6 protein-coding genes are annotated in these 5,477 nt (G+C 41.2%); all 6 read left to right on the forward strand.

Annotation, left to right across the window (positions count from 1 at the left end; genetic code table 11):
- Positions 1-2,758: RHS repeat-associated core domain-containing protein (locus tag BJR36_RS19590; RefSeq protein WP_207648924.1), on the forward strand; the 2,758-nt coding region annotated here is incomplete at its 5' end.
- A complete protein-coding gene (locus BJR36_RS19595) occupies positions 2,758-3,174 on the forward strand; it encodes a contact-dependent growth inhibition system immunity protein (RefSeq protein ID WP_091237120.1) in 417 nt (138 codons plus the stop codon). The genes BJR36_RS19590 and BJR36_RS19595, both read left to right, overlap by 1 nt.
- A gap of 170 nt (positions 3,175-3,344) precedes the next feature.
- Positions 3,345-3,644, forward strand: a complete 300-nt coding sequence (locus BJR36_RS20495) for an RHS repeat domain-containing protein (RefSeq protein ID WP_169823799.1) — start codon at positions 3,345-3,347, stop codon at positions 3,642-3,644.
- A 125-nt stretch (positions 3,645-3,769) separates the two neighbouring features.
- Complete coding sequence (locus BJR36_RS19605) at positions 3,770-3,952, forward strand: hypothetical protein (protein WP_091237122.1); 183 nt, start codon at positions 3,770-3,772, stop codon at positions 3,950-3,952.
- Between the two features lie 27 nt (positions 3,953-3,979).
- A complete protein-coding gene (locus BJR36_RS19610) occupies positions 3,980-4,645 on the forward strand; it encodes a hypothetical protein (protein ID WP_091237123.1) in 666 nt (221 codons plus the stop codon).
- Positions 4,646-4,665: 20 nt separating this feature from the next.
- Positions 4,666-5,313 (forward strand): DUF7919 family protein, encoded by a 648-nt coding sequence (locus BJR36_RS19615; RefSeq protein WP_091237124.1) that lies wholly within the window; start codon positions 4,666-4,668, stop codon positions 5,311-5,313.
- The last annotated feature ends 164 nt before the right edge of the window (positions 5,314-5,477 follow it).

A 5,477-nucleotide genomic window follows, 5' to 3' on the forward strand; every position in this document is an offset into this window, starting at 1 on the left:
GTGTACAGCAGTCATAGATTCACAGGGAAACAGAACCAGGACAGAATATGACGCAAACGGAAATGTTGTAAAGACAATAAATGCACTTGGAAACATAGTGGCAAAAACAACATACAATTCATTAAATCAGGCAGTCAGGACAGAGGATTCCCTGGGCAATGGAATGGATCTGTCATATGACCAGTCAGGAAATGTACTGTCAAAAACGGATGCGCTTGGCAATAAAACAAGTTATGGATATGATGGCCTGAACAGAATGACCACTGCCGTCAACCCGCTTAATGCTGCAAGTTCAGTCGGATATAACCAGGATGGCAACATGTCAAGTATGACAGGACCACTTGGAGGGGCAACTGCCTATGAATATGACAGCGCAGGAAGGCTTTCAATAGAAAAGAGTGGCTCTAACGTACAGAAAACATATGGATATAATGAATCCGGGCTTCTTTCTGTTTCAACAAATGCAAGAGGACAGCAGACAGGCTATGCCTATGACAAGGCTGGCCGTGTAACAAGCATAACTGATGCAGAAGGCACCACGACATTTAAATATGATGCAAATGGCAATGTGACTGAAAAGACAGATTCCAAAGGAACGATCAGAACGGCCTATGATAAACTGAACAGGGTATCTGAAAAAACTGATGTAAATAATAAGACAATAAGATACACCTATGATGCGGCAGGCAACCTGACAGTCCTTACATATCCGGACCAGACTTCTGTAACATACAGCTATGACTCGGAAAACAGGATGATCAGTGCTACGGACTGGAATGGGAATAAGACTTTCTACGAATATGATGCCATCGGAAATATCAAAAAAACCATAAGACTTGATGGAAGCATACTGACAAAAGAATATGATGCTATGGGGCGTCTTACCTCAGCAGTAGATAAGAGCGCATCACAGGAACTGATAAACAGCTATGAATACAGATATGATGCAGCAGGAAGACTGACCGAGGAAATATCAAAGACTGACAATGTAAAATATCAGATGACTTATGACAGTCTTTCAAGAGTGACATCCAGAAAGATCATGCCTTATGACAAGGTGGCAGACGCAAAAAAAGCCAGCAATACAAGGATGTTCTTCAGGACCTATGACCTGCTTGGGAAAACCGTTTCCTTTGTGGAAGACAGCAGCATACCGCTCTATGAAGAGAACTTTACATATGATGCGGCATGTAATATCATAATGTCAGAGGACGATGGAACAGCCACTTCCATGGCATATGACAACACGAACAACCGTCTGACTGCGGCAAATACATCAGCAGATGCATCGGCATATACCTACGATCCTGACGGAAACATGACCAGCGGGCAGTTTGGCGGAAATACGATGAACCTGCAGTATGACTCCAGGAACAGACTGACATCAGCTGGTAATTGCACTTATTCCTATGATGCAGATAATGTGAGGGTGTCGGGTACAAAGGACGGATATAGGACAACATATGCATATGATACAGCATCAGGCAGAAGCCAGCTGCTGATGAGCACAGGCCAGGACGGCAGTGCCACGAAATACGTTTATGGAGCCGGCGCCCTGATCAGCCAGGAATCTTCTGCAGGATACCGTGTCTTCCACTATGACCTGAGGGGAAGCACGGCAGCACTTACGGATAAGACTGGAACGGTAACGAACAGATACCAGTACAGCACTTATGGAAAAGTTGCCAGGGTCCTTGGGGATGATGTCACGCCATTCCTCTACAATGGCCGTGACGGCGTGATGACAGAAGGCAACGGCCTCTATTACATGAGGGCCCGTTACTACAGCCCTGATCTTATGAGGTTCACAAATGCCGATATCCTCCAGGGAAGCATAGAGAATTCCGATACAATGAACCGCTATGCCTTCGTGCAGGGCAATCCTGTATCCATGATAGACCCATTTGGACTCTGTGCAGAACCAGGCTCCTCATCCAGTAGCTCGGGCTTCTCCTGGACAAGTGTACAGAAGGGCTTCGAGAACGCCTGGGGAGGAGTAAAGGACTACTTTGGAAGCTGGAGCGCCGTAGACTGGGGCCACACCACTCTGGATGCAGCAGGAATGATTCCCGGATTCGGGATAATATTCGACGGCGCAAACGGAATCTGGTACCTGGCAGCAGGTGATATCTTAAATGCCGAACTGTCGGGAGCAGCCTGTATCCCTGTGGTAGGTGAATTTGCCACCGGAGGAAAATTAACGGTAAGGGCCACATCAAAAGCCATAAGCATGACAGCCAGGCATGCAGATGAAGCAGCAGAGGTTGCGGAGTTTGTGATAAAGAATAGTGATGAGGTTGTTGAGGGTGGAAGCAGTGTTTATGATTTATTGAAAGCACGAGGTATTCCAACAAGCTTAAGTGATGAAGAGATTGAATTCGCTAATTCCTTGGATTTGAGGATGCAAAATGGTGGGAGCAAAACTATAAGTACTCTTACTGATGCACAGAAGAGTAGACTAAATTCATTGGAAAATACAATCAATGACCATCTTACAGAAGGAGATTTTAGTGGAACTTTAAGGGATTTACAAGGCAATCCAGTTCCTAATGGAAAAGGTGGGTATTTTGACCATTTGGCAGAGATGAAAGATTCATATGTAGGTCTTAATAAAGTCAGAAAGGGATTGGAAGGTTCATTGAAAAACCCCAATTTATCAGATATCGATAGAACACTATTGCAAGAAGGACTAGATAATGCAAATTCCTATATTTCAAGAATTCAAGACATGTTTAAACCATTTGGAGGTATTAATTAATGGGAGATGAACAGAAGATAAAAGATATTTGGGGATGTAGCTATATAGAAAGCGAAGTAGAATTGTATCCATTGCAAAAGTGGTATAACCAATTGATAGATAAGAAGGTTTCGGAAATAGAAGTTTCGGATGTACTTCGGATGATTAGACAAAACGAATTTATAGATATTGCGATACAAAGAGCAGTGAAGTTTTTAAAGGAAAATCCTTTTGCAGGTGAAATGTATGAAGGAGAGTTATTAGAAAAGATGTCCACGTTGGAAAGAGGCGCTTTGAAACAATATATACAAGAGCTTAGGGAAGTTTTAGGAGTTGCATTGATTAAAAATAAAACATATGAATGGCTGGATGAAGAAGAAAGGAAAGATTTTGAAAAAGTGATAGGTTACTTTTTGGATAAAATTACAGCTGATTAATTTTTAATCACATACAGAAAACATATGGATATAATGAATCCGGACTTCTTTCTGTTTCAACAAATGCAAGAGGACAGCAGACAGGCTATGCCTATGACAAGGCCGGACGTGTAACAGGCATAACTGATGCAGAAGGCATCACAACATTTAAATATGATGCAAATGGAAATGTGACTGAAAAGACAGATTCCAAAGGAACTATCAGAACGGCCTATGATAAACTTAACAGGGTATCTGAAAAAACTGATGTAAATAACAAGACAATAAGATACACCTATGATGCGGCATGCAACCTGATTGTCCTTACATATCCGGACGGAACTTCTGTAAGATACAGCTATGACTCAGAAAACAGGATGATCAGTGCCACGGACTGGAATGGAAATAAGACTTCCTACGAATATGATGCCATCGGAAATATCAAGAAAACCATAAGACCTGATGGCAAGCAGGAGCAAGCTGTTAATTAACCCAGGCCAGGATGGAAAGATAGTAAAATACATTTGTGGTGTCGTGCCCTGATCAGCCAGAAAATTTTTGAAGGATACCGATAAATGCCGATATCCTTCAGGGAAGCATAGAGAACTCCGATACCATGAACCGCTATGCCTTCGTGCAGGGCAATCCTGTATCCATGATAGATCCATTTGGACTCTGTGCAGAACCAGGCTCATCATCCAGTAGCTCGGGCTTCTCATGGGCAAGCGTACAGAAGGGCTTCGAGAATGCCTGGGGAGGCGTAAAGGACTACTTTGGGAGCTGGAGCGCGGCAGACTAGGGTCACACAACCTTAGATGCGGCAGGAATGATTCCGGTATTTGGAATTGTATTCGACGGCGCAAACGGAATCTGGTACCTGGCAGCAGGCGATACCTTAAATGCCGGCCTGTCGGGAGCGGCCTGCATCCCTGTGGTAGGTGAATTTGCCACCGGAGGGAAATTAACCGTAAGAGCCACATCAAAAGCCATAAGCATGACAGCCAGGCATGCAGATGAAGCAGCGGAGGTTGCGGAGTTTGTGATTAAGAATGGTGATGAGGTTGTTGAGGGAACAATAGGAACTGTAAGCAGGGGAAAACTATCAGATTACTTAGGAGTACCAGAATATAGCAATAATGGTAAGTTTTACTCAGTAGAAAATGCTAATGGTGGTAAAGTATATGTTTCAAATGATCCAATAGATCAGTCACACTTTGAGGATATCCCATATTTTGAAGATGGGAATGTGAATATACTTTCTGGTGTGCATGGAGATGAATTTGGAAATCTTCATTTTGATGATGATGCAATAGAATTTTTCAATCAGGATGTAAATAGATTTAAAAATATGTCTAATGTCAATGTCTATGATATGAGTAAAATGGAGGGGGCTTCCATTTATGAAATGATCAATTCGGGTGATACAACTATATTAGGATGGTGTTGGAGTGAAAATTATTCGTTGGCTCGAACGGTAAAACCAAAAAACTAGCTTAGACCAGGAGGTTTATAATGACATATTTTAGCGAACTTTCAAAATATAAATATATGTGGGAAAAAGAAATAAACACTTTTAATGTCGGTTGGTTAGAGGGGGAGGGGTTTCCAAGAGGTATAGTGCCGGATGGATTTATTAAAAATCTTTGGGAGTATGTTAAGTATCCTGTATTTATGACACGAGGATTTCATAAAAATATTGAATTAGACGGAGAAAAAACCCGAATAATTGTCAACTGTCAAGGCTACACCATACGTTTAGGAAATGCAGAAATAAGAGTGGTGGATTCAAAAAATGATAAGATTTATGCATCACCAAATCTTATCATGCATTATATTGTTAATCATAATTACTTACCACCAAATGAGTTTATAGATGCAGTAATGCTAGGACCTAAACCTAATTCTGAAAAGTATGGTAGTGTGATTTCAAGTATTATTTGTGATAATGAAAGAAAATTTAGGGGAAGTGATTATTGTCTTTATTGTGGAAGTAATAAGACATATTATGGATTTAGTCACAGAAATGATAATGATGAAAGTGATTCAAAAATATTAATAACATCATACAAAGAGACGGATACGGTTAATAAATTAAAAGAAAATACACTCCAAGATAAAATATGCTTGGAATGTGGAAAAAGATTCACTGTTCCTTATTAGATTAAGTGAACCATTTTTAAACTTCTTCAACTGGACAAGCAATGGACTCTACACTAATAAGTTTGTATCACAAACACCTATAACTGCCGTGGTGAAGCAGCCACCCATACAGATGCAAATGGAAATGTGACAACACTTGCATACAATGGAAATGGGAAAATCAT

Source organism: Anaerobium acetethylicum, from assembly GCF_900096945.1.
In the GTDB taxonomy this organism is placed as follows: Bacteria; Bacillota; Clostridia; order Lachnospirales; family Lachnospiraceae; genus Anaerobium; species Anaerobium acetethylicum.